This window comes from Deltaproteobacteria bacterium, from assembly GCA_009929795.1.
Lineage (GTDB): Bacteria > Desulfobacterota > Desulfovibrionia > Desulfovibrionales > Desulfomicrobiaceae > RZZR01.
In genome coordinates, this window is sequence record RZZR01000009.1 from 1 (window position 1) to 21,314 (window position 21,314).

23 protein-coding genes are annotated in these 21,314 nt (G+C 56.7%); 16 read left to right on the forward strand and 7 right to left on the reverse strand.

Going from position 1 to position 21,314, the window contains the following annotated elements:
* The first annotated feature begins 61 nt into the window (after positions 1-61).
* Positions 62-973, forward strand: a complete 912-nt coding sequence (locus EOM25_02140) for a diguanylate cyclase (GenBank protein NCC23992.1) — start codon at positions 62-64, stop codon at positions 971-973.
* 66 nt (positions 974-1,039) lie between these two features.
* Here the strand turns inward: EOM25_02140 and EOM25_02145 are convergent, their stop codons facing one another.
* Positions 1,040-1,867 carry a transporter substrate-binding domain-containing protein gene (locus EOM25_02145; GenBank protein ID NCC23993.1) on the reverse strand — a complete coding sequence of 276 codons (828 nt, stop codon included), beginning with the start codon at positions 1,865-1,867 and terminating at the stop codon, positions 1,040-1,042.
* 59 nt (positions 1,868-1,926) lie between these two features.
* Positions 1,927-2,655 (reverse strand): amino acid ABC transporter ATP-binding protein, encoded by a 729-nt coding sequence (locus tag EOM25_02150; protein NCC23994.1) that lies wholly within the window; start codon positions 2,653-2,655, stop codon positions 1,927-1,929.
* A 114-nt stretch (positions 2,656-2,769) separates the two neighbouring features.
* Here EOM25_02150 and EOM25_02155 point away from each other — a divergent pair, with 114 nt between their 5' ends.
* Positions 2,770-4,155 (forward strand): sigma-54-dependent Fis family transcriptional regulator, encoded by a 1,386-nt coding sequence (locus EOM25_02155; protein ID NCC23995.1) that lies wholly within the window; start codon positions 2,770-2,772, stop codon positions 4,153-4,155.
* Between the two features lie 40 nt (positions 4,156-4,195).
* Positions 4,196-5,401: a pyridoxal phosphate-dependent aminotransferase gene (locus tag EOM25_02160; protein ID NCC23996.1), complete on the forward strand. Its 1,206-nt coding sequence runs from the start codon at positions 4,196-4,198 to the stop codon at positions 5,399-5,401.
* Positions 5,402-5,405: 4 nt separating this feature from the next.
* On the opposite strand, the gene EOM25_02165 is transcribed toward EOM25_02160, so the two are convergent.
* The 4 genes from EOM25_02165 to EOM25_02180 are packed head-to-tail and all read right to left on the reverse strand — an operon-like array spanning position 5,406 to position 9,192.
* Positions 5,406-6,005, reverse strand: coding sequence for an IMP cyclohydrolase (locus tag EOM25_02165; GenBank protein NCC23997.1), 600 nt, complete (start codon positions 6,003-6,005; stop codon positions 5,406-5,408).
* A gap of 31 nt (positions 6,006-6,036) precedes the next feature.
* Positions 6,037-7,176, reverse strand: coding sequence for a radical SAM family heme chaperone HemW (gene hemW, locus EOM25_02170; GenBank protein NCC23998.1), 1,140 nt, complete (start codon positions 7,174-7,176; stop codon positions 6,037-6,039).
* An 8-nt stretch (positions 7,177-7,184) separates the two neighbouring features.
* The gene (locus tag EOM25_02175) at positions 7,185-7,763 is read right to left on the reverse strand and encodes an epoxyqueuosine reductase QueH (protein NCC23999.1); all 579 of its coding nucleotides are present in this window, start codon (positions 7,761-7,763) and stop codon (positions 7,185-7,187) included.
* Positions 7,756-9,192, reverse strand: coding sequence for an Rne/Rng family ribonuclease (locus EOM25_02180; GenBank protein ID NCC24000.1), 1,437 nt, complete (start codon positions 9,190-9,192; stop codon positions 7,756-7,758). Before EOM25_02180 ends, EOM25_02175 begins: the two co-directional genes overlap by 8 nt.
* 184 nt (positions 9,193-9,376) lie before the next feature.
* On the opposite strand from EOM25_02180, the gene EOM25_02185 reads away from it, so the two are divergent.
* From EOM25_02185 to lpxC, 13 genes are all read left to right on the forward strand, one after another.
* Entirely contained in the window at positions 9,377-10,216 is an 840-nt protein-coding gene (locus EOM25_02185; GenBank protein ID NCC24001.1) for a tRNA (adenine-N1)-methyltransferase, read from the forward strand.
* Between the two features lie 72 nt (positions 10,217-10,288).
* A complete protein-coding gene (locus EOM25_02190; protein ID NCC24002.1) occupies positions 10,289-11,554 on the forward strand; it encodes a phenylacetate--CoA ligase family protein in 1,266 nt (421 codons plus the stop codon).
* Positions 11,545-12,696 carry a PDZ domain-containing protein gene (locus tag EOM25_02195; protein NCC24003.1) on the forward strand — a complete coding sequence of 384 codons (1,152 nt, stop codon included), beginning with the start codon at positions 11,545-11,547 and terminating at the stop codon, positions 12,694-12,696. The genes EOM25_02190 and EOM25_02195 overlap by 10 nt, the downstream gene beginning before the upstream one ends.
* A 3-nt stretch (positions 12,697-12,699) precedes the next feature.
* Positions 12,700-13,560 (forward strand): bifunctional DNA-formamidopyrimidine glycosylase/DNA-(apurinic or apyrimidinic site) lyase, encoded by an 861-nt coding sequence (locus tag EOM25_02200; protein NCC24004.1) that lies wholly within the window; start codon positions 12,700-12,702, stop codon positions 13,558-13,560.
* Between the two features lie 86 nt (positions 13,561-13,646).
* Positions 13,647-13,877, forward strand: coding sequence for an AtpZ/AtpI family protein (locus EOM25_02205; GenBank protein NCC24005.1), 231 nt, complete (start codon positions 13,647-13,649; stop codon positions 13,875-13,877).
* Positions 13,867-14,304, forward strand: a complete 438-nt coding sequence (locus EOM25_02210; GenBank protein NCC24006.1) for an ATP synthase subunit I — start codon at positions 13,867-13,869, stop codon at positions 14,302-14,304. The genes EOM25_02205 and EOM25_02210 overlap by 11 nt, the downstream gene beginning before the upstream one ends.
* 3 nt (positions 14,305-14,307) lie before the next feature.
* A complete protein-coding gene (atpB, locus tag EOM25_02215; protein ID NCC24007.1) occupies positions 14,308-15,024 on the forward strand; it encodes an ATP synthase F0 subunit A in 717 nt (238 codons plus the stop codon).
* A gap of 74 nt (positions 15,025-15,098) precedes the next feature.
* Entirely contained in the window at positions 15,099-15,419 is a 321-nt protein-coding gene (gene atpE / locus EOM25_02220; protein ID NCC24008.1) for an ATP synthase F0 subunit C, read from the forward strand.
* Positions 15,420-15,497: 78 nt separating this feature from the next.
* On the forward strand, positions 15,498-16,163 hold the full coding sequence (locus tag EOM25_02225; GenBank protein ID NCC24009.1) for a redox-sensing transcriptional repressor Rex: 666 nt from the start codon (positions 15,498-15,500) through the stop codon (positions 16,161-16,163).
* A gap of 93 nt (positions 16,164-16,256) precedes the next feature.
* Entirely contained in the window at positions 16,257-16,481 is a 225-nt protein-coding gene (locus EOM25_02230) for a 50S ribosomal protein L31 (protein ID NCC24010.1), read from the forward strand.
* 57 nt (positions 16,482-16,538) lie between these two features.
* The gene (gene prfA, locus EOM25_02235; protein ID NCC24011.1) at positions 16,539-17,618 is read left to right on the forward strand and encodes a peptide chain release factor 1; all 1,080 of its coding nucleotides are present in this window, start codon (positions 16,539-16,541) and stop codon (positions 17,616-17,618) included.
* A gap of 11 nt (positions 17,619-17,629) precedes the next feature.
* Positions 17,630-18,472, forward strand: a complete 843-nt coding sequence (gene prmC / locus EOM25_02240; protein NCC24012.1) for a peptide chain release factor N(5)-glutamine methyltransferase — start codon at positions 17,630-17,632, stop codon at positions 18,470-18,472.
* Positions 18,473-18,601: 129 nt separating this feature from the next.
* Positions 18,602-19,522, forward strand: a complete 921-nt coding sequence (lpxC, locus tag EOM25_02245) for a UDP-3-O-[3-hydroxymyristoyl] N-acetylglucosamine deacetylase (GenBank protein NCC24013.1) — start codon at positions 18,602-18,604, stop codon at positions 19,520-19,522.
* Between the two features lie 120 nt (positions 19,523-19,642).
* Here the strand turns inward: lpxC and dnaA are convergent, their stop codons facing one another.
* Positions 19,643-21,016 (reverse strand): chromosomal replication initiator protein DnaA, encoded by a 1,374-nt coding sequence (dnaA, locus tag EOM25_02250; protein ID NCC24014.1) that lies wholly within the window; start codon positions 21,014-21,016, stop codon positions 19,643-19,645.
* Positions 21,017-21,314 lie beyond the last annotated feature (298 nt).

Below are 21,314 nucleotides of genomic sequence, written 5' to 3' on the forward strand. Positions count from 1 at the left end.
CCTGTATCTGGTTCTGGTCGGGGCATGACCGGAGCCGACGGCAGAAGATAGGAAGAACCCCATGTGTGCACGAGATGACCAGGGTCTGGTTTTGATCGTCGGGCGATGTCCGGAGGAGACTGGAGCTCTGGCTCGGCAGTTCGAAAAGGAGTTCAGGACTTTGATTGTTTCTTCCGTGGACGAGGCTATGGAGCGGATCAACGAGGTCGAGAATCTTGACGCCGTAATCCTTGGCGTCGAAACCGCCCAATGCGACGGATACACCGAATGCCTTCGCCTGGCCCGGTATTGGGCCGGCAGGCAGATCCCAATCCTGCTTTTCTCCAATTCCGATCGCGAGTTGGATCCTCTTCGTGCCCTGGAATGCGGAGCCGTGGACGTTTTGACCGGGCCTTTGCCGGAGAATCTTCTGTTGGCCAGACTTCGGGTCCATGTGGGTCTCAAGCGGCAGCGGGATCTCCTGGAGCGCATGGCCACTTTAGATGCCCTTACAGGCATGGCCAATCATAGGAAGTTCGAAGAGATGCTGACCAGGCATTGGCGGCACGCCGCACGATACTGCTCCCCCATCTCCATCATTCTCTTGGAACTCGTCAAACCCTCCGGCCAAGAACTTCCCGGCTGGGAACCTGAGGAAAACCGCCTGATCCATGTGGCCGAGGTGGTCAAGGACGGTGGTCAGAGGCCCCTCGACGTGGCGGCCAGATTGGAGACGTTGCGCTTTGGCCTGTTGCTGCCCGAGACCGAACACGAGGGGGCCATCCATGTGGCCAGGGTCATTCTGGAAAGTGTGTCGGGAGTTCGGGAGGCCTGTCCAGGTACGGATGACAAGGCGACGGCCGTCTGCATCGGTGTCTACTCGGCGAGCCCGGAGCAGGGAGACGAGGTAAGCGATTTCTTGGGCCGGGCCGAGACGGCCCTGCGCGAGGCCAGGGAATCCGGGCCGAACACCATGAAGGCCTGTTTCGATTGAAAGGGGGCAGCATCCAAATGAAAAACCCGGCCAAAGCCGGGTTTTTCATTTCAGGGCAGGTTTCGGCTAGGGCCAGATCTCGATTTTTTCGGTCATGGGGAAGTAGTAGGGAGTCTCGGGGCCGTACCATTTGTCGTAGATTTTCTGGTAGGTGCCGTCGAGCCACATGTCCTGGATGGTGAAATTGATGGTGTCCCGCCATTTGGAATCGTCCTCGGGCAGGCCGATGCCGTAGGGCTCGTCGCTGAAGAAGTCGCCCACCAGTTCATACTTGCCCGGCTCCTGGGCGGCGTAGCCCAGAAGTATGGTGCTGTCGGTAGACCATCCGGCGACGCGGCCCATCTTCAGCGCCTGGAAACACTCGGATTCTTTCTGATAGGAGATGACGTTCTTCTCGTAGTCAGGATCGCCGAGGTCCTTGAGCAGCTTTTTGACATTGATCTCCGAGGTCGTGCCCTGCATGGTGGCAATCTTCTGGCCGACGAAGTCCTCAGACTTCTTGAATTTTCCTCGAGGGGCCAGGATCTTCTGGCCGTCGAAGAAATAGGTGATGGAAAAGTCAATGGATTTGTCACGTTCCCGTTTGTGGGTCATGTTGGCCACGGACATGTCGATGCGGCCCTGCTGGACGAAGGCGATGCGGGTCTTGTTATTGACCTGGACACGCTCCAGTTTGCAGCCTAGGCGCTTGGCGATTTCCTCGGCGATGTCCACATCGAATCCGACCCATTCCTTGTTTTCGTTGTAGAAGCCCCCGGGGATGGAATCGGACATGATTCCGGCCCGGATGACCTTGTCCTTCATGACTTTGTCATAGGTGGGGCCGGCCGTGGCGGTCTGGGCCAGAATCAGACACAGGGCCGCGGCAAGGACGACTGGTTTCCACATGCGCATTTTTTAATCTCCTTTGGTTGATGGGGTTGCAAAAAAGACCCATTGGCCGGAAGTTCCGGTCAATGGGTCAAAATTTTGTCCAGAAAGGCCCGAGTCCGCTCGTTTTCAGGGCTGGAGAAGAAAATGTCCGGGGTGTTTTCCTCGACCAGGCGGCCACCGTCCATGAAGATGACCCGGTCAGCTACCTCCCGGGCGAAGCCCATCTCGTGGGTCACGCAGAGCATGGTCATGCCCTCCCGGGCCAGGTTTTTCATGACGTCCAGGACTTCGTTGATCATTTCCGGGTCCAGGGCCGATGTTGGCTCGTCGAAGAGCATGATCTTTGGCTGCATGGCCAGGCCCCGGGCGATGGCCACACGCTGCTGCTGTCCCCCTGAGAGTTGGGCAGGATATTCGTGGGCTTTTTCGGGGATGTTGACTTTACGCAGCAGATCCATGGCCAGGTCCTTGGCCTCGGTTTTCGAGAGTTTTCGGACCAGGGTAGGGGCTAGAACGACGTTCTCCAGGACGGTCATGTGGGGGTAGAGGTTGAACTGTTGGAAGACGAAGCCGATTTCGGCCCTAAGAAGCGTCAGGTTGACGTCCTCGGCGTTGATGTCCACGTCATCGACGACGATGCGGCCCTGTTGGATGGGTTCAAGACGGTTGATGCAGCGGATCAGGGTGCTTTTGCCCGAACCGCTGGGCCCGCAGACGACTATGACCTCGCCCTTGGAGACCTGCAGGGATACATCCTGCAGAACATGCAACTCACCGAACCATTTATGGATATGTTCAATTTCGATCAATGAGGATTCCCCTTCGGCCTGTAAGCCAGAACTCCACTAGCAGAAGAGCCGACGGGGGGCAAGCAGGGTTGGAACTGTGTTGCAATCGCCTGTTCTTGAGGCTATGAACCGTCCATGTCCCAGCAGAAGAGCGTGTTATTCGTCTGTCGTCCTGAGATCGTCACCCCGATGTTTTCCGAGTTCAAGAAGTCGGGGGTTGAGCTGACCATGGCTGACGGAGTGCAGGAGGCCTTGCGGGCCATTGTGGGCAGACGGCCTGATCTGATCGTCTCCCAGGCCTTTCTTCCCGGGTACCGGGCTCTGGATCTCCTCAAGGCTCTCCCCGAAGACGGTCCTCCGGTAGTGGTCTTTTCAGAACAGGCGACGGCTGAGGAGGCCCGACGGACGATGGAGGAGGGGGCCGTCGACTATTGGTCCGGCCGTCCGGATGCGGAACGCATCCGCCTGGTCATGCCCAGGTCTGAACCCGAGCCTATGGCTACGGCGTCCGTGCCTTCGGCCGCCACCGGCCCAACCCGGATCATCGGGGGACACCTTCTGGTTCGCCAGGTTCTTCAACTGGCCAGGCAGGTGGCCAGGTCCAAGGCCACTGTGCTCATCTCCGGCGAATCGGGCACAGGCAAGGAGATGTTTGCCCGTTTTCTGCACCAGCAATCGGATCGTCGGGACGGACCTTTTGTGGCCGTTAATTGTGCGGCCCTGCCCGAGCATTTGCTGGAGAGTGAGCTTTTCGGGCATGAAAAGGGGGCCTTCACCGGAGCCATCAACCGCAAGATGGGCAAGTTCGAGCTGGCCAGCGGCGGGACCCTGCTCTTGGACGAGATATCGGAGATGGATCTGTCCCTGCAGGCCAAGCTTCTTCGGGCTCTTCAGGAGGGGGAGATTGACCGAGTGGGCGGAACCGAACCGGTTGCCGTAGATGTCCGGGTCCTGGCCACGACTAATCGAGACATCGAGGAGAGCGTACGGAACAAGGAATTCCGCCAGGACCTCTACTATCGTTTGAACGTTATTCCCCTCAAGCTTCCTCCGTTGCGGGAGCGAGGTGAAGACATAATGCTGCTGGCCAAGTATTTCGTTGACCGGAACTGCAAGACCTACGGGCTGAATAGACTCGAACTCTCCGATGAGGCCAAATCCTGGATGCTCGGGCACGACTGGCCGGGAAACGTCCGGGAGCTTCAGAATCTCATGGAGCGGGCTGTGCTTTTGGCCGGACCGGGACCCATTGGCCCAGTCCACTTCCTGCTGGACGGGGAACTGCCTCTTCTGGATGACGAACCTTCTCTCGGCTCCGAGACATCGGGAGAGGGCCCTGCCGGGACCATGGAAGTGGCCGAGGTCATGCCCCTGCACGAAATGGAAAAGCTGATGATTTTAAAGAGCCTTGACCGGACATCAGGTAACCGGACCCAGGCCTCACAGCTGCTGGGCATCTCGGTCCGGACCCTGAGAAACAAGCTGAACGAATACCGCAAGCAGGGCTTCGACGTCGAGTGAGGTCCACATGGCGGTCAAAACGATACGAAAGAGGGAGACGATGGGAGTACTGAACAGACAGGTTGGCGGGTTCATTGAAAACTCATCCTGGATCAGGAGGATGTTCGAGGCCGGGGCCGAACTCAAGAAACGTTACGGCGAAGAGAACGTCTTCGATTTCAGCCTGGGGAATCCGGACCTTCCCCCTCCGCCAGACGTGGGGGCGGCCCTGCGGGCTCTGGCCGACACGGCTGACCGGCCCTTTGCCTTCGGGTACATGCCCAACGCGGGCTATCCCGATCTGCGGTCACGTCTGGCCGGACATTTGGGGGCCGAACAGGGAGTCGTCCTGGAACCCGGCCATGTCCTGGTGACCTGCGGCGCAGCCGGGGGCCTGAACGTCATCCTCAGGGCCGTTCTCGAACCCGGGGAGGAAGTCCTCTGCCCGGCCCCGTTTTTCGTAGAATACACATTTTATGCTCAGAATTTCGGTGGGGTGCTTCGGCCAGTTCCGTGCAGAACTCCGGACTTCGGTCTCGACCTTGAGGCCATGGCCGCAGCCCTCAGCGAAAAGACCAGGGTCGTGCTCATCAACTCCCCCAACAATCCCACCGGTCGGATCTACGGCAGAGACGAGCTCGAGGCCTTGGCCGGTATGCTTCGTGAGCATGGAGCCAAGACCGGGCGGCCGGTTTTTCTGATTTCGGACGAACCGTACCGGTTTCAGGCCTACGACGGCATTGAGGTTCCATCGGTTCTGCCCCTCTACGGCTACGCTCTGGTGGTATCGTCGTTTTCCAAGAACCTGTCCCTGGCCGGAGCCAGGCTGGGCTACGTCATCGTTAATCCGGCCATGCCCGAAGGGGTGACCCTGATGAACGGACTGATCCTGGCCAACAGAATTCTCGGTTTCGTCAATGCCCCGGCCATCGCCCAGCAGATTCTTGGCCGAGTGTTGGGTTCCGGAGTGGACGTGTCCGTGTATGACGCCCGCCGTCGAGCCATGGCCCGAATTCTGACCGAGGCCGGGCTGGAGTTCTGCATGCCCGGTGGAGCGTTCTATTTTTTTCCCAGGGTTCCGGTGGACATGCCTGATCCGGAGTTCACCGCCCGTCTCATGGAGGAACGAATTCTGGCCGTGCCAGGCTCGGGGTTCGGCATGCCGGGATATTTCAGAATGGCCTTTTGCGTCGACGAGAAGGTTATTGCCGGGGCCGGACGTGGGCTGGCTCGGGTGGTCCAGGCTCTGCGGTCCGAGCGATCCTGAGGGCTCAATCCCGGTTGGCGGCTAGATATTCGGAGATGGCTCGGTCGTAGGCCGAGAGCAGGGAAAAGGTCCGGGCCGCTAAATTCCGTCTGGTCACCAGACCCAGGATCATGCCGTTGGTTGTCAGTTCCTTCATGATCTCCGGGTACAGGTCGATTTCGGGAACCACGGCCACGGAATGGTAGTTCTTGGCCGAGGCCCTGAGCATGGTCGGCCCTCCGACATCAATGGATTCCACGGCGGTCTTCAGGTCGGCCCCGGCCCGGACGGCCTTGTCGAAGGCGTAGAGGTTGACGCAGACTAGGTCGAAGGGCCGGAGGCTGAATTCATCCAAGATCCCCATGTGGCCCGGATTGTCCTTGTCGGCCAGGATGCCGGCGTGGACATGAGGGTGCAGGGTCTTGACCCGACCGTCGAGCATCTCCGGAAAACCGGTCACGGATTCGACGGCCGTGACCGGAAGGCCAGCCCCGCTCAAAGTCTTCATGGTTCCGCCGGTGGACACCAGCTCCACTCCCTGTCCGGAAAGAAATCCGGCAAACTCCGTAAGCCCGCTTTTGTCCGTGACGCTCAAAAGCGCTCTTCGAATCCGCAACTCTTTCATGTTGTATTTACTCCTTGATTTGTGTTTGGGTTCAGTTCTCTCGGTCGAGCATGAACCGGGTGATGATCTGGTTGCCGACGACCATGCCGGTCTTGGTCAGCCGAAGGTGTGACGCCGTTAACCTGGCCAGGCCTGCGGAGCGGAGGGCCCTGATGGTCTGCCTGTGCCGAGTCCGGATGTCATGGCCGGTTCGTCCGGTGTATTCCCGGATATCCAGTCCCTTGGTCGTCCGCAGGGAGAGCATGATGAATTCGTTGGTCCGGTCGATGGGAAGCAGGTCTTCCCGGTTCTCATCCCAGAGTCCAAGGGACATGGCCCGGAGGTAGTCATCCAGGGGAAAGGGGTTCTTCCAACGACGGCTTCCGATGGTGGACACCGCTCCCGGCCCGAGACCGATGTAGTCCTCCCCGGCCCAGTATCCAAGATTGTGGCTTCCCGTGTAGTCCATGACGCTGAAATTGGAGACCTCGTACTGGATGAGTCCGACGGATTCAAGGTATTCGGCTCCTAGGACATACATCTGCGACTGTTCCCGCTCTTCGGGCAGGGCCAGAAGCCCCGATTCCACGTCCCGGGCCATGGGAGTGCCGGGTTCGAGGCTCAGGCCGTAGCAGGACAGATGACGGGGGCGGAGCCGGACTGCCTCCTTAAGCTGGCCCAGCCATTGGCGAAGGCTCTGGCCGGGCAGACCCCAGATGAGGTCGAGGCCGATATTGTCCAGCCCAGCCCGTCGGGCCAGGTCGATGGACCGCAGAGCCTGAGCCCGGGTGTGGGTTCGGCCGAGGAGGCGAAGCATCTCGTCGTCCAAAGCCTGGACCCCCAGGCTCAGACGATTGACCCCGAGCCGAACCAGTGTGGAGTGGAACTCTTTGTTTTCGGCCGACTCCGGGTTTGCTTCCACGGTGATTTCGGCCGAAGGGGCCAGATCAAAGGACGATCGGACGGTCTCCAGGATTCTGGCCAGGCTGGTCGGGGTCAGAAGGGAAGGGGTTCCGCCTCCGACGTAGAGGGTCCTGACTTCTAGAGAATCCAAACCGTTGGCCCGGACCCGGGCCTCGTGGCAGACACCTCGGACGAAAAGCTCCTCCTGGCCCGGTCCGGGCGGAGCCGATTCAAAGCCGCAATACCGACATTTTTGACGACAGAATGGGACGTGGATGTAGAGGAGCACGGTGAAGGTTAGACTCGGCTCAAAGACTTCATGTCGCCCTGGAAACGCTCGAATTCGCTGTAGATGCAGCCGCAGTAGTCCTGGCGATAGATGCCCCAGGCCAGGGACTGTTTGATACCCCGCTGCCATCCGGTGCGGTAGTCCTCGTAGTGAAATCGGAGTCGTCCGCTTCCGGCTATGTCCCGGGCCAGTTCCCGGATTTGATCGTGGCGCTGTTGCCGACTGTAGAGAAGGGAGGTGGTGAAGGCCTCAAACCGGCCCCTCCTGGCGATCTGAATGGTTTTTTCCAGGCGGAGGCGGTGGCAGAGGAGGCAACGGCTGGCCTCTCGGAAGGCTACCTCTCGCAGGAAGGTTTCGGGCCGGGCCTCGTCGTCGAGACAGATGATCCGGATTCCGAATCGCTCGGCGACCTGCACGGCCCCTTCGCGGCGGCGGAGATATTCCCGCAGCGGATGGACATTGGGATTGTACCAGAGAGCCGTTACCTCATGGCCATCAGACAGGAGGCGTTCCAGGGGGTGGATGGAGCAGGGTCCGCAACAGACGTGGATGAGAATTTTTTCCCGGATCGGGAGGTCGTCATTCATCGCCTGTGAAGAGAATGTGCACGGTGATATCGAACTCCGCCTCCAGGCCATCCAGCACCCGACGTTTCCTGTTCAGAAGGTATTGGGCAAGGTCGGGGTCGGTCCTGATAATCAGGGGATTGGGGCAGCCTTTTTGCCTGAGCTGCCGGTAGATGGACTTGATGGTCTGGAGGGCGCGCCACTCGAGATTTCTTCTGATCCCCGAGCCCTGACAATGGGGACAGGTTTCCTGGGTCAGGGAAAGAGCCGAAGTCCCCAGTCGCTGGCGGACGAGTTCCATGAGTCCAAATTTGGAGATTTTACCGACGTCGATGCGGGCCTTGTCCTCCTTGACGGCAGTCCGGATGGTCTTTTCCACTTCCCGGACGTGGTTTTGATCGCGCATCTCAATGAAATCAATGACGATCTGGCCGCCGATGTCCCGCAGGCGGATCTGTCGGGCGATGGCCTCGGCGGCTTCCATGTTTGTCTTGAAGGCCATGTCCTTGAAATTCTTCTTGCCCCCGATGCGACCGGAATTGATGTCGATGGCCGTCAGTGCCTCGGTGGGGTCGATGCAGATTCGGCCGCCGCTGGGGAGTTCGACTTCCCGGCTGTAGATCTCCCTGAGCAGATGGTCCAGGTTGAAGCGCTCGAAAAGGGTCTTGTCCGGTTCGGCGTGGGCCTTAACCAGTTTCTTGTGCCGGGGAAAGAGCAGATTCAGGGTCTCCTCGATCTGCCGGGCCGTGGCCTCGTGGTCGACCCAGATTTCGGCCACCTCAGGCGTGAGGTAGTCGCGAACGGCTCTGTAGGCCAGATCCTTTTCCTCGTGGACGAGGCTCGGACTTTCGGCAACCTGGCCCCGCTTGCGGATGTCCTTCCAGAGCCGTTTTAGAAACTGAAGATCCTGAGACAGACTTTTCTTGGGCTGTCCCTCGCTGACGGTGCGGACGATGAGGCCCAGACCGGGATCGATCTTGAATTCCTCGACGATGGACTTGAGCCGGGCCCGCTCCTTTTCGTCCTCGATCTGGCGGGAAACCCCGAGCTGCTCACGGCCCGGGGTGAGCACGAAATAGCGGCCGGGCAGGGAGATGTAGGTCGTCAGGAAGGCCCCCTTGTTTCCGGCAGGATCTTTGACGATCTGGACCAGAAGTTCCTGTCCGGGTTTGAGAGCCTTTTGAAGTGGAGGATATTTCCCGGACTTGGCCTCGACCTGGGCCTGGTAGTACTCGGGATGTACCTCGTCCACCTGGAGGAATCCGTTTCTAATCCCACCGTATGAGACGAAGGCGGCCTGCAGGGCAGGATCGACATTGTGGACTACCGCCTTGTAGATGTTGCCCTTTGTCTTGCTCTGATGGAGCATGTCCACATAGTAGTCCTGGATCTTGCCGTCCCGGGCCAGGATCATTTCGACCTGTTCTCCGGGCAGGACGCTGACGAACATTTTTTTGCGTGATTTGGGGGGGGTCGGCATGTCTATTCCTAGCAGACGAAGATGTGTCTGGTTGTGTTCGGAGTGATTTATAGTAAGCTGGCATGGAGAGGAGGCCAGATCAGGAAGGCCGGATGCCGTCCTTGACAGGCCGTGCGGCCGAGGCTAGTCCCGTGCGACCCTCAGGAGGTGTCCCATGCTCAAAACCGGGCAATTGGTACTGTTAGTCAGCCCCAAGGGCAAGCATTACTTTCGGGTTCCCAGGCCCGGGGAAGTCTTGAATACGCACGACGGGACCATCCAGATGGATGAGGTGATCGACGTCGGATTCGGGGGAGAGATCAAAACCCACCTCGGGCGGGTCTATACGGTGCTTCGTCCATCTTTGTACGACGTGGTCAAGGGTGTTCGTCGCAAGACCCAGATTCTTTATCCGAAGGAAATCGGCTATCTGGTCATGAAACTCGGGATTGGCCCGGGGGCCAGGGTGGTCGAAGCCGGCTGCGGATCGGGCGGACTGACCACGGCCCTTGCCTGGTTCGTGGGCACCGAAGGGCGGGTCGTCACCCACGACCGGCGGCCCGAGTTCTGTTCCTTATGTCGGGACAACCTGGAATGGGCCGGTATGGCTGACCGGGTGGAGATTCACGAGCGCGACGTCGGGATCGATGGGTTTGCGGCCACCGATGCCGATGCACTGTTCCTCGATGTTCGGACCCCCTGGGAGTATCTGGACAAGATTCCAGCTTGTCTCGTGCCGGGATCTCCCCTGGGATTCCTGCTTCCGACGACCAATCAGGTCCAGGAACTTCTGGCCGGCCTGGAAAGAGGCCCTTTTCTCCAGATTGAAGTCCTTGAAATTCTGCTTCGCAGGTACAAGCCAACGGCCGAACGATTTCGGCCCATGGACCGAATGGTGGCCCATACAGGTTTTTTGGTGTTTGCCCGCCTGGCCGGTGCGAATGCGGTCTCTTCCGAATGTGTGTCCGAGAGGTCCGGTTCGGAATCAGTTGATGTTTTTCTTGATTTTTCCTGAGTATTTTTTTATCCTTAATATCTTATGTTGAGATTTCTTGGTCGATGATTCTCGAGAAGGGAGAAATGGAGCATGACCCGAAAAGATCGCACCGAAGGCATATACAGCCGGCGCGAGGTTTTGGACGAAGGGGAGCGGAACAAATACTACCAGATCCAGACGAAGGATCTGCTCACCTACGCCTATCGCTATTCCGAGGATGTCAAGAAGCGGTTCGACAGGGCCCAGTTTCTGGTCGAAAAGTTCAAGACACTCAATGATCTCAAGTACATTCCGATTCTGAAGAAGAAGGAGCTCATCTTTCTTCAGTCCATGGGCCCCCGCCTTGGCGGTCTCCTGACCAAGGATCTGGGTGAACTGCGCAGGATCTTCCTCTCTCCGGGTCCGATCTTCGATCCCGAAGACCGTAGCGATGACTATTGGGGCTGGACGGAGAGTTTCTACGCGGCAGGATTTCGGCCGGGAGACATCGCTCAGATCACCTTTAGTTACCATTTGGCCCCGGCGGGTCTCATGTTCGAGGAGCCCCTTAAAAATCTTCAATGCTCGGTTATTCCAACCGGTCCTGGGAACACGTCAACCCAGCTCGAGATTATGCAGAAACTCCGGGTCACAGGCTATGTGGGCACTCCGAGTTACCTCATGCATCTGGCCCAGAAAGGCGAGGAGAAAGGACTCAACCTCCGCAAGGATCTCTATCTGGAGGTCGCTTTTGTCACCGGCGAGAAATTTTCGGAAAAGATGCGTTCGACTCTGGAAAAGAAGTTCGATCTGATCATGCGCCAAGGATATGGGACGGCAGACGTGGGCTGCATAGGCTACGAGTGCTTCCACAAGAACGGACTACACATCGCCAACAGGGCCTATGTCGAAATCTGTCATCCGGACACGGGTATTCCTTTAAAGGACGGCGAGGTCGGGGAGATCGTGGTCACGGCCTTCAACAAGACCTACCCGCTGATTCGGCTGGCCACGGGTGATCTGTCCTACATTGACCGTAGCCCCTGCCCCTGCGGCCGGACTTCTCCCAGGCTGGGCACAGTAGTTGGCAGGGTGGACACCACGGCCCGGATCAAGGGCATGTTCGTGTATCCGCATCAGGTTGAGCAGGTTCTGGCGGGGTTCGAGGAGATCAAGCGCTGGCAGATCGAGGTGACCAACCCCGGAGGCATCGACGAGATGACCCTGTTCGTGGAGGCCAGTTCCTTCAGGCGAGAGGAGGAACTGCTCCACATCTTCAGAGAGAAGATCAAGATCCGGCCTGTCCTCAAGACCCTCGCCCCCGGAACTCTGCCTCCTCAGATCAGGTTGATCGAGGACAAGCGGACGTGGGATTGAGTTCTGTCCGGAGTCTTTTTTTTTCCGTTCTGATCATGGCAGCCGGTTGTTCGCCTGTTCGAGGCCCGGTTTCGGGGAATGTTCCCGGGCCGGGCCCATTTTTTTTCCACGGCCAGCCACTGGCGCTGGAGGAGGCCGTGGAGGTCGGGCTGGCCCACGACTATGTCTTGATCGGAGAGACCCACACCAATCCATGCGACCACGAATTTCAGGCTCAGTTCCTGGACCGGTTGGTTCTGGCCGGCGCGTCTCCGGTGGTCGGACTGGAGATGGTCGGCGCGGACCGGCAAGAGGTTCTGGACCGCATCTCAACAGGGGAGATTGCCTTGGACGATGCGTCCTCGGCCCTGGAATGGGCCGACTGCTGGGGCTTCGACTTCACCCTGTATCGTCCGATCTTCGAGGCGGCCCGCGAGCACGATCTGCCTCTGGTGGGACTGAACATGCCTTTGGGCAAATCAAGAAAGGATCGGACCGAGCGGCTTTTCGTGCCGAGGACCGTGATTCTTCCCCCTGAAGCCCAGATGGAGGAACTCAGAGATCAATACGAAGCCCACAAGTTCTTCGCCTCCAACGGGACCTGGGCAGGCGAGAACAGGTTCGTGGAAGTTCAGGCTCTGCGGGACACTATGATGGCCGAGACCGCCGTCAAGGCCCGGGAGAGTTTTTTGAATCGGCCGGTGGTAGTTCTCGCCGGGACCGGTCATGTGGAACATGGGTGGGGGATCGAGCATCGACTTCGAATCCTCGATCCTGGCAGGTCCGTCCTGCGAATCATGCCTACCAGAATGAATGGCCCCGCAGGTCGAAGGCTAATTGACACCGGAGCCCTTCTGTTTTTTTGTCCGTCCAGAAGCGAGAGCCAGCTCGGGTTTGTTTTGGAGGGGACCGATGGTCTGGTCAGGGTGGTGGCTGTTCGTCCCGACAGCAAGGCAGCCAGGGCGGGGTTCATGCCCGGGGATATGATTCTCAAGGTCGGAGATGCCGAGGCGAAAGGCCTCGGAGTCCTTCATTCTCAAGGGGTCAAGGCGGCCAGGGCAGGAAAGGCTCTGGACTTCGATGTCCTCCGGGGCCGAACGAACCATAGCCTCTCGATTCCCTTGACCATCGGCCGGGAGACAACCACCGGGGCGGGCGAGTGAACTATGCCGGAACTTCCGGAGGTTGAAACCATCGTCCAGGGCCTGGCTCCGGTATTGACCGGGCTGACTGTGGCGGATCTCTTCATCCTCGACGCGAGGGATGTTCTCGGGGATGTTGTGTCTTTCCAGCAACGGGTTCTCGGTCAGGCCATCACGGCGGTCCGGCGCCGGGGTAAACTTGTGGTCGTGGATCTGGCCAGTCAGGATGTCCTGGTCTTCCATCTGAAGATGACCGGGCGGTTATGGTTCGCCCCGAATGACGCGCAACCCGGACCGCACACGGTCGCTGCTTTCGTGTTCGACAGTTTCGAGATGCTTCTCTTCGATGACCAGAGGCGATTCGGGTACACGGGGGTTTTCTCGCCGGACGGTCTTCGTCAGTGGGACTATTGGGCCGGTCTCGGTCCCGAACCTCTTCAGATTACGCCGCAGGAGATGGCTGAAAGTTTGGCCGACCGGAAGGCTGTCATCAAGGCCATGCTGCTCGATCAAACTGTGGTCGCAGGCGTGGGAAACATCTATGCCGACGAGTCCCTACACCGGGCCGGAATCCATCCCCGAGAGCGGGCCAACACAATCGGAACAGCCAGACTGGAGAGGCTTTTTTCCTGTCTTCAGGAGGTTCTTCTCGAGGCTTTGGCCGCCGGAGGGAGCTCTATCCGAGACTACAGAAATGCCTTTGGGCGACATGGCCGGTTTCAGGAGGATTTCGCCGTCTACGGCCGGGCTGGGAAGCACTGCCGAATTTGTAGTACGACCCTGGAAAAGGCCTCGGTGGCCGGGAGGACGACGACCTTTTGCCCGCAGTGTCAGCCCTTCTCGTTAGGCGGGTCTGTTTTGAGAAATTCGGCCCGGATGCGTTGACGACCGATGCAAGGGTGTGGTAGTGCGCCTCAACTTGTGAATGAATGCACGACCGTGTTTGGTTGTTTGGGTCAGCGGGGGGGCCGATGGTTTTCGGAATCAAGGACAAGAAGCAGTTGCGGTCTCTCGGTACGGCCTCGATGATGGGGCTGCAGGTCGTGTGCGGTACCTTCGTTGGATTGGCCATGGGATATTATCTTGACCGATATTTTGGGACGAAGCCGTGGCTCACCTTGATTTTTTTGATCTTTGGCATCATCGCCGGTTTCAAAAACATGTTCCGGGAACTCAAGAAGCTGGATCAAGATGAGAAGTAGGCTGGTCAAGCTCAACCGATCTCTGGAGAAGTCCCTCTTCCAGAAAGGGTTCCAGGAACCTGAGGTTCGGGCCATGATCCGCTGTCAGTTCTATCTGGCAATAATCAGCACCCTCCTTGTGCTGGGTTTGGTCAGGAACGAATGGGCCCTCGGATTCCTGGCGGGAACCTCGCTGGGAACCTTGAATTTTCTGGCTCTTGCCAGGGTCATTCAGGAGTTGGTCCACGCCAGACATGGTGGGGTAACGGCCCTGCTGGTTAGTTTTTACGGCCGTCTGATCCTGACCGGGGGACTACTGTTCGCCCTGCTCGTCTGGGTTAGGATACCGGTCACCGGATTATTGAGCGGTTTGAGTACGGTGGTGATTTCGATTTTTCTCTGGGGTGGAATCCATTTTGTCTATGGGAAAAATGTAAAGGAGGCATAACACATGGCTGCGGATCTGCATCCGATTTTCCTGGTCGAGGAACTCGTTAAACTTGTCGGTTTGAGTACCGTTGACGCCCATGGGCATCTGGTTTCCCTCATTCCCCGCAACGTCCTGTACTCTTGGGTGATCATGGGGGTGCTTTTTCTTTTCAGTTGGCTCGCGACCCGGAACCTGTCGATGGTCCCGGGGAAAGTTCAGAATTTTTTTGAGTTCCTTATCGGGTCGTTGGAAAATTTCGTAGTCGCCACCATGGGCGAAAACGGCCGAAAAGTTTTCCCGGTTTTGGCGACCCTTGCTATCTACATCTTTTGCTGCAACATGGGTGGCCACATTCCCGGCGGTGATGCTCCGACGGCGAACATCAACACCACGGCATCCATGGCTATTTTTGTCTTCTGCTACTACCAGTTCTGGGGTATCCGGCTCCACGGGGTGAAGTACATAAAGCACTTCATGGGCCCCATTTGGTGGATGTCCCCCCTGATGATTCCAATCGAGGTCATCGGTCATTTTGCCCGGGTGCTGTCATTGTCCCTGCGTCTTTTCGGCAATATCATGGGTGAGGAAATTGTTTTGGCTCTGCTCTTTATTCTGGCTCCGGTCCTGTCCACATTGCCTATGACCTTTCTATTCTTTTTGTGCGGCACGATCCAAGCGTTTATTTTCTTCCTGCTGTCCATGCTTTACTTACGCGAAGCCTTTGAGCACGCCCACTAGGCGGGCATTGTAATAGGGGAAATGGGTTGAGGCCCTGATTTATATCACTTTTATCTTTGGAGGAATGTAGTATCATGCGCAAAGCTCTCTTGACCATCGTCAACACCGTGGCCCTTGTCGCTGTCGCCGGAATTGCCTCTGCTGCCGCCGATCCGGGCGTTGCCGCCACCACCTCACTGGCCGCCGCCATGGCCATGGCCATTGCCGCCGCCGGTTGTGGTATTGGAATGGGCATCGGCCTGCGTGCCGCTTGCGAAGGAACGGCTCGGAACCCAGAAGCCAGCGGCAAGATTACCGTGACCATGTTGATCGGTTTGGCTCTGATCGAGTCACTGGCCATCTATACCTTGGTTGTCAATCTGATCCTGCTCTTCGCCAATCCGTTCATGGGCTAGTTCGAGTCTTGAAAAGAAAAGGAGGCCTAGGCCTCCTTTTCTTTTCAAGATACTCGTTCAAAATTTCACGAGCTCATTGTGCAGGGTTTTCCCAAAAGCAAGCATATTCCGCGGGCGACCATCCAGCGTTTGGCTATCTACGTCCAACTGCTGGAATCTCTGGCCCATGATGGGGAGAAGATCATCTCTTCCGAAGGACTGGCCAGCGCCTGCGGGGTCAATCCCTCTCAGATCAGAAAGGATCTTGCCTATTTCGGCGAATTTGGCGTTCGGGGGGTCGGGTACTACGTAAGTGATCTTCTGACGGCCATTCGACAGGCCCTCGGTGTCGACAGGACATGGAACGTCGCCTTGGTGGGTGTCGGCAATCTGGGCAGGGCTTTATTGCGGCACAGCATGCTTCGGAAGAGGGGATTCATGCTCGTGGCGGCCTTTGACTGCGATCCTTTCAAGATCGGAGAGGATGTCGGAGGAATGGAGATCCTGTGTACTCGGAGGCTCAAGGAGAAAGTCGAAGAATGTCGGATCGAGATAGGGATCATCACGACACCTCCCGAGCGAGCCCAAAGGGCGGCCAACTATCTTGTCGACGCCGGGATTCTGGGTATCATCAACTTCGCCACGACGCGTATCGACGTGCCTGGCTTCGTGGCTGTCGAGTATGTCGACTTTATTCACCATATGTTTTCTGTCGCCTTCACCATCTCATCCAATGTGGCGCGGGGCGTCATTTCATCAACCTGATCGACCACAAATCTTCAGATTGACGATTTTCCTTGCCAATCGACCGAGCAAAGTATAAGAACCTCGATTCTTCATCTTCAAGGAGGCAAGGACATGAAAAAGAAAATTCATCCTAAACTGTTCGAATCCAAAATCGTCTGTTCCTGCGGCAACGAGTTCACGAGTTTGTCCTCAGCCGGCGAACAGATTCATGTCGAGATCTGTTCCAACTGTCATCCGTTCTATACCGGAGAACAGCGTTTCGTCGATTCCGCCGGACGCATTGATCGGTTTCGGAAGAAATACGCCAAGTTCGCTGAGACCAAGCAGACTTCTTGATTTTTTTTTTGATCTTTAAAAGGGTCAACGTCTTCGATTCGAGGTTCGAGCCTGTCAATGATCGAAAAGCTTGAAGCCCTTGAGCAGCGTTTTCAGTTGCTCGATGCCGAATTGGGTTCGCCGGATGTCTACGCCGACAAGGAACGCTATCGGACCTTGGCTAAGAAGAGGTCCGGTCTGGAAGATGTCGTGCTCACCTACCGGGAGTTCAAGCGGATACGAAGTGAAGCTGCGGACAATGAAATTCTTGCCAGAGATCCCGACCCGGAGATGCGGGCCTTGGCCCAAGAAGAACTTCGGGTGCTCAAGACCCGGCTTGTTGAGACCGAGGCTCGGCTCAAGGATCTCCTGACGCCTCGTGATCCTCTCGATGAAAAAAACGTTATCCTTGAGATACGGGCCGGGACTGGTGGAGACGAGGCTGGTCTGTTCGCCGCCGATCTGTTTAGGATGTACTGTCGGTACGCCGAGGCCCAGGGCTGGAAGGTGGAACTTGTTGATATGCACGATTCCGGAGCAGGGGGCATTAAGGAAGTGGTGGTCTCTGTTGCCGGCGACCAAGTATATAGCCGCCTTAAATTTGAGTCGGGAACTCACAGGGTTCAGCGGGTTCCGGCCACTGAATCCCAGGGCCGTATTCACACCTCTGCCGTTACCGTGGCTATTTTGCCGGAGGCTGAAGATGTCGAGGTAGACATCCAGCCGTCGGATCTTCGGGTTGATGTCTTCAGGTCTTCCGGTCCTGGCGGCCAAAGCGTTAACACCACGGACTCTGCCGTTCGCCTGACCCATCTTCCGTCGGGCCTGGTAGTCATCTGTCAGGACGAGAAATCCCAGCACAAAAATAAGGCCAAGGCCCTCAAAGTCCTCAGAGCCAGGCTCATGCAACAGGTTCAGGACGAGAAGAAGCGTGAGTACGACGCTAACCGCCGTTCTCAGGTCGGGAGTGGCGACCGTTCCGAACGGATCAGAACCTACAATTTTCCGCAGGGTCGAATTACCGACCACCGCATCAACCTCACGGTCTACAACCTTGAGGTTATTCTCGAGGGGGACCTAGATCCCATCGTCGACCCCCTGATCCAGCACTACCGGGCAGAAGCCATGCGTGACGATGGGTCCGGAATGTCCACCTAGCCTTTTTCGGAATGATCATCCGCGAGGCTTTGGCCTGGGCCAAGACCCTTTTGTCCGCGACGTCAGCGGATTCACCAATTCTGTCAGCCGATGTTCTTCTGGCCCATGTGGTCGGATGCAAGCGCGTCGATCTCTACACTCGTTCTGAAACGGTTCTTGATGCTGTCCAGCAGGCCAGATTTCGAGATCTGATATGCCGTCGAGCGGCACTCGAGCCAGTGGCTTATCTGACCGGCGTCAAGGAGTTTCGAGGGCTCGATCTGTCAGTAGGCCCGGATGTTTTGATCCCAAGGCCGGAGACCGAGGAGCTTGTCGATCTTGCTCTGTCGTTGATTTGCGAAAGGGACCCGTTTCGATTTCTCGATGTTGGCACCGGAAGCGGGGCCATTGCCGTAGCCATGGCCGTCGAACGAGCGCTGGCTACAGGACTGGCCATGGATCTTTCCATGAGCGCTTTATCGTTTGCTACCAAAAATCTCAAGCGTCATGGAGTGTTGGAGCGGGTTTTCCTGCTTTGCGCCGACATGGTCTCGGCCCTCAAGGCAGGACCATGGTTTGATCTGGTCGTGGCCAATCCTCCCTATCTATCCAATACTGAATATGGATCTCTTGATCCGGGCGTGGCGGCATACGAACCATATCTTGCACTGGTGTCCGGGGTTGGGGGCTGCGAGATGCCGATCAGGACCGGAATCGAAGCCCGTCAACTGGTCAAGAGAGGGGGAAGTTTGGTCATGGAAATTGGGTGTACACAAGGTGAAGTGGTGCGAGAGGCCTTGGAGGGACTATGGGCATGCGTTGACATCTGTCCGGACACGAGCGGCAGAGGTCGCTTTGTTCTGGCCAGGGCCTAGCATGTGTCGTAAGAGCCACAGGTGTGTGAAGAAATACATTCGTTACCGTGAATTTTTAAAATAAAATTATATGATTTCAAATGGTTGAAGCGAGAAATTTCAGGCATCATATTTGCTTTAGCCATGCTCATGAAACAAACAACTCTCAGAAAATCAGTGTGTTGTTCGGGAATTGGGCTGCACAGTGGCCAGAAGATTGAACTGACTCTCAGGCCGGCCGATTCGGATACGGGTATCCTCTTTGTTCAGGTCGATGGCCCGGAACGCCAGCATCTTTCTTTGGGGCCGGAACGTGTCGTTAGCACTGGCTTGGCCACGTCCATCGGCAACGGAAATGCCAAGATCTCGACCGTGGAGCATCTTTTGGGAGCTGTGCAGGGCATGGGCATCGACAATCTCGTTGTCGAAGTCTGCGGGCCGGAGATTCCGATTCTCGACGGAAGTGCGGCCCCCTTTGTCTTTCTCTTCCATCAGGCCGGCTTGCGGACGCAAAATGTCGGAAAAAAGGTTTTTGCCCTGAAGAAAACCATCAGGTATGAGCAGGGTGGCAAGTGGATCAAGGGACGTCCCTATGATGGTCTGAAGGTCAGATACACAATTGATTTTGGACACCCCAGGGTCGGGCGGCAGGTAAAGACCTTGGTCCTTGATCCTGATGTATTTGTTCAGGAAATTTCTCGGGCCAGAACTTTCGGGTTTCTCCGGGACGTTGAGGCGCTGCAGCGAAGCGGCCTCGCCCGGGGTGGTTCCCTTGAGAACGCCTTGGTTCTTGACGAGTACGATGTGGTCAATCCCGAAGGGATGCGCTTTGATGACGAGCCTGTTAGGCACAAGATTCTGGATTTTTTGGGAGACATGTTCATGCTCGGCCGCCCTATCCGGGGAGATTTTTTGATTCATTGCTCTGGACATGCCCTGAATAATGATTTTTGCCGTTTCTTGTTTCAAAACCGTGACGACTACCTCAGCTTGATTGATCTTGGAACATCCAGCGGGCAATGGTCCGAGGTGACCGCCCCGCATCCCGGGACCGAGCCTGCCTGGGTCTAGCAAGGTCCTTTGTGGAAAAAGGCCGGCTGGTCATTTTTGACCAGCCGGCCTTTTTTTTTGCGCCAATGCCTATCCTGCGGATCGAGCGAAGAAGTTAGACCCATCCGGCATTGAAAAGGATTATGGGGAGCGAAGGGTAGGGACGTGCCCTTTAGGGTCAGGGGCGAGAAGATGGCCAATGGTCCGCTGAACCTCCTGCCCGAATCGGGTATCGTCCTTGATGGCTTTTTCCAGATTGGCGATGCCCTTGAGGACTGTCGAGTGCCTGCGATTCAGGGAGGCTCCGATTTCATTAAGGGAAAGCCCCGTATGCTGTCTCGCCAAGAGAAAAACCGTGTTTCTTGCCAGAACCAGATGACGTTTCCGACTCTTTGACTTCAGCTCCTGCGGGCTTAACGAATATGTCTTGCAGACGAAGTCGACTATGCGGGGAAGATCAAGGATGGTATTTGACGTTTCGTAGTGGCTCAACACATCCACAAGCATGTCCCGGTCGGCCGGACGGTTCAGGAGTTTGACCTTGAGGGCCAAGTTCTTGATGCAGCTCTCAAGTTGCCGCACGTCATGATTGAGGTGCTCGGCAAGGATATTCTGAATCCCCTCAGGCAGGGCAATCTGGAACTTTTTAGCCTTGCAGGCCACGATTTTTCGGCGAGTCTCAAAGTCTGGCGGAGCGATCTCGGCCATGAATCCTTGGGACAAACGCGAGGCCAAATGCGGGTTGACGGCTTTCAGTTCCTTGGGGAAAAAAGTGCTGGTAAAGACGACCTTACTTCCATGCTGGGCCAATGCGTTCAAGGTGCAGATGAGTTCGTCCTGAATTTTTTCCTTGCCTTGGAAAAAGTGGATGTCTTCAAGGAGTAGAACATCGACCTGCTCACGATACCGTGCCTTGAACCGTTCAATTTCACGTGCCTTCAGGGACATGATCATCTGGTTGGCAAAATCTTCGGCTGAAAGGCAGGCTACTCGAAGCCGAGATCGGTTGGAGGCTTTGATCACGCTGTGCCCGATGGCGTGGATCAAATGTGTTTTTCCAAGCCCGGTCGGGGCGCACAGGAATAGTTGATCCGAAGCAAAATTTCTGGAACTGAAATGATGGGCAGCCATGTACGCCATTTCGTTGCTAGGGCCGACGACAAAATCCTCGAATCGGAAATCGGCATTGAAGGCCATCTCGGCAGTCTTGATGGCGGGATCCATGGGCAGGGTGAGAGGCTCATTAGGTTCATGGCGACGACTGGACTGGCCGCGAGTTCCTTTTTTGGCCGTGATCTGCACTGAAGTTTGGGATCCAAGGACCTGGCGGACCGCTGTCAAGATGTCCTCAAGCATATGCTGGCGAATCCAGCCGGCCACGAAGGGATTGGGGGCCTCAAGAATCAGGTCGGATCCTTGAATGTTTCCAACTAGGGGTCTGATCCAAGCCTGAAAAATTCCGGGTTTCAGTTGGTTTTTGAGAATATGTTGGATGGCGTCCCAATCTTTCGGCATCATGGAGAGTTATCTACGTAGGGATACGCGGGCAAGGCAACGTCAAAAATGTGCGGCCACTCGGTGCTTAGCTGGTTGACTGTCTACATTCTATCTATTTGAAATTTTGTATTATATATCGAATCACCTCTGTAACGCACGAATTGAACTGGCAAGCGAGATTCCCCGCTTACTATGGCTTTCAGGCTGTCAAGGAGAAAGTTATCAACATATTGTTTATTATTTATCTACGATAAGTTATCATATTTCTCTTGAAAATCATCCAAATACGAATTGAATCGTCAAAGGTGACATCAAT

Excerpts from the sequence above, each read along its gene's own strand:
- EOM25_02140 (NCC23992.1), top strand. The coding sequence starts at position 62 with ATGTGTGCACGAGATGACCAGGGTCTGGTTTTGATCGTCGGGCGATGT.
- EOM25_02145 (NCC23993.1), bottom strand. The coding sequence starts at position 1,867 with ATGCGCATGTGGAAACCAGTCGTCCTTGCCGCGGCCCTGTGTCTGATT.
- EOM25_02155 (NCC23995.1), top strand. The coding sequence starts at position 2,770 with ATGTCCCAGCAGAAGAGCGTGTTATTCGTCTGTCGTCCTGAGATCGTC.
- EOM25_02160 (NCC23996.1), top strand. The coding sequence starts at position 4,196 with ATGGGAGTACTGAACAGACAGGTTGGCGGGTTCATTGAAAACTCATCC.
- EOM25_02165 (NCC23997.1), bottom strand. The coding sequence starts at position 6,005 with ATGAAAGAGTTGCGGATTCGAAGAGCGCTTTTGAGCGTCACGGACAAA.
- EOM25_02175 (NCC23999.1), bottom strand. The coding sequence starts at position 7,763 with ATGAATGACGACCTCCCGATCCGGGAAAAAATTCTCATCCACGTCTGT.
- EOM25_02180 (NCC24000.1), bottom strand. The coding sequence starts at position 9,192 with ATGTTCGTCAGCGTCCTGCCCGGAGAACAGGTCGAAATGATCCTGGCC.
- EOM25_02185 (NCC24001.1), top strand. The coding sequence starts at position 9,377 with ATGCTCAAAACCGGGCAATTGGTACTGTTAGTCAGCCCCAAGGGCAAG.
- EOM25_02190 (NCC24002.1), top strand. The coding sequence starts at position 10,289 with ATGACCCGAAAAGATCGCACCGAAGGCATATACAGCCGGCGCGAGGTT.
- EOM25_02200 (NCC24004.1), top strand. The coding sequence starts at position 12,700 with ATGCCGGAACTTCCGGAGGTTGAAACCATCGTCCAGGGCCTGGCTCCG.
- EOM25_02205 (NCC24005.1), top strand. The coding sequence starts at position 13,647 with ATGGTTTTCGGAATCAAGGACAAGAAGCAGTTGCGGTCTCTCGGTACG.
- EOM25_02210 (NCC24006.1), top strand. The coding sequence starts at position 13,867 with ATGAGAAGTAGGCTGGTCAAGCTCAACCGATCTCTGGAGAAGTCCCTC.
- atpB (NCC24007.1), top strand. The coding sequence starts at position 14,308 with ATGGCTGCGGATCTGCATCCGATTTTCCTGGTCGAGGAACTCGTTAAA.
- atpE (NCC24008.1), top strand. The coding sequence starts at position 15,099 with ATGCGCAAAGCTCTCTTGACCATCGTCAACACCGTGGCCCTTGTCGCT.
- EOM25_02230 (NCC24010.1), top strand. The coding sequence starts at position 16,257 with ATGAAAAAGAAAATTCATCCTAAACTGTTCGAATCCAAAATCGTCTGT.
- prfA (NCC24011.1), top strand. The coding sequence starts at position 16,539 with ATGATCGAAAAGCTTGAAGCCCTTGAGCAGCGTTTTCAGTTGCTCGAT.
- prmC (NCC24012.1), top strand. The coding sequence starts at position 17,630 with ATGATCATCCGCGAGGCTTTGGCCTGGGCCAAGACCCTTTTGTCCGCG.
- lpxC (NCC24013.1), top strand. The coding sequence starts at position 18,602 with ATGAAACAAACAACTCTCAGAAAATCAGTGTGTTGTTCGGGAATTGGG.
- dnaA (NCC24014.1), bottom strand. The coding sequence starts at position 21,016 with ATGCCGAAAGATTGGGACGCCATCCAACATATTCTCAAAAACCAACTG.